Origin of the sequence: Pilosibacter fragilis (assembly GCF_032490495.1) — a bacterium.
Lineage (GTDB): Bacteria > Bacillota > Clostridia > Lachnospirales > Lachnospiraceae > Pilosibacter > Pilosibacter fragilis.
Map to the genome: position 1 here is coordinate 1 of NZ_JAVYJB010000051.1, position 1,713 is coordinate 1,713.

The 1,713-nt window shown below is 50.4% G+C and carries 2 tRNA genes and 3 rRNA genes; all 5 read right to left on the reverse strand.

Annotated elements, in window-relative coordinates:
• Positions 1-427, reverse strand: a 23S ribosomal RNA gene (locus ABCW45_RS17650); the annotation flags it as partial.
• A gap of 200 nt (positions 428-627) precedes the next feature.
• Positions 628-700: transfer RNA gene (locus tag ABCW45_RS17655), tRNA-Ala, on the reverse strand.
• 101 nt (positions 701-801) lie between these two features.
• A tRNA-Ile gene (locus ABCW45_RS17660) sits at positions 802-875 on the reverse strand.
• 5 nt (positions 876-880) lie between these two features.
• A 5S ribosomal RNA gene (gene rrf / locus ABCW45_RS17665) occupies positions 881-998 on the reverse strand.
• Between the two features lie 62 nt (positions 999-1,060).
• A 16S ribosomal RNA gene (locus ABCW45_RS17670) occupies positions 1,061-1,713 on the reverse strand; the annotation flags it as partial.

The window sequence follows — 1,713 nt, forward strand, 5'->3', positions numbered from 1 at the left end:
AGGTTCCACGTGTCTCGCAGTACTCTGGATCCCACTAGCTCCCTTCTGGTTTCATGTACGGGACTTTCACCCTCTCTGGTCTGACTTCCCAGACAGTTCCATTACCATACGGGTCACATAACGTGGTCCATAACCCCGGAATGCACGCATTCCGGTTTGGGCTCTTCCAATTTCGCTCGCCGCTACTTTCGGAATCGATGTTTCTTTCTCTTCCTCCGGCTACTTAGATGTTTCAGTTCACCGGGTTCCCGGCGTATGGCTATGTATTCACCATACGTCACTTGAGGTGCACTCAAGTAGGTTTCCCCATTCAGAGATCTCCGGATCAAAGGATATTTGCTCCTCCCCGAAGCTTTTCGCAGCTTATCACGTCTTTCATCGGCTCTTAGTGCCAAGGCATCCACCCTGCGCTCTTTCTAGCTTAACCAGTAGTATCTCCACCGCGGGAACGGCTTCCATACGAAGGTGCATAGCGTTGCACCCCTGGTCTTAAAGTTTACTTGATTCTTTCGGTTACGTATCTTTCGATACGCCTCGGATGTCTTGTATCTTAAATATTTAAGATTACTTATTTCAATATGTGATTTTCAAGGTACGTTATCGGGATTCTAGTTTTAAAATCCCAAGTGGAGATGGAGAGATTCGAACTCTTGACCCCCTGCTTGCAAGGCAGGTGCTCTCCCAACTGAGCTACACCCCCATGGATGCGGGCCTTCCCTCTTGCGAGGCGATCCCTTATTCATTTATGTTCTGTATTTATTTCAATCAGCCAGTCACTTCTTGCATTACCCTTTTGGGTAATGGGCTTAAGTGGACTCGAACCACCGACCTCACGCTTATCAGGCGTGCGCTCTAACCGGCTGAGCTATAAGCCCATTGAATCCGGCACCCACCTGCTCTCCCATGCCGTCTCCAGCATAGTACCATCGGCCGCTTACGTCTTAACCGTCGTGTTCGGGATGGGAACGGGTGTGTCCCATAAGCGCATCGGCACCGGAATTCTTTTGTTAGGTCCTTGAGACCTGAACAGTATATAAAACCCTTACTTCTTCTTCCTTAGAAAGGAGGTGATCCAGCCGCACCTTCCGATACGGCTACCTTGTTACGACTTCACCCCAGTTATCAGACCTGCCTTCGACAGCTCCCTGCTTTCGCTTGGGTCACTGGCTTCGGGCATTTCCGACTCCCATGGTGTGACGGGCGGTGTGTACAAGACCCGGGAACGTATTCACCGCAGCATTCTGATCTGCGATTACTAGCGATTCCAGCTTCATGTAGTCGAGTTGCAGACTACAATCCGAACTGAGACGTTATTTTTGAGATTTGCTCCCCCTCGCAGGCTCGCTTCTCTTTGTTTACGCCATTGTAGCACGTGTGTAGCCCAAATCATAAGGGGCATGATGATTTGACGTCATCCCCACCTTCCTCCAGGTTATCCCTGGCAGTCTCATCAGAGTGCCCAGCTTTACCTGCTGGCTACTGACAATAGGGGTTGCGCTCGTTGCGGGACTTAACCCAACATCTCACGACACGAGCTGACGACAACCATGCACCACCTGTCACCTCTGTCCCGAAGGAGGAGCCCGATTAAAGGCTTTTCAGAGGGATGTCAAGATTTGGTAAGGTTCTTCGCGTTGCTTCGAATTAAACCACATGCTCCACCGCTTGTGCGGGTCCCCGTCAATTCCTTTGAGTTTCATTCTTGCGAACGTA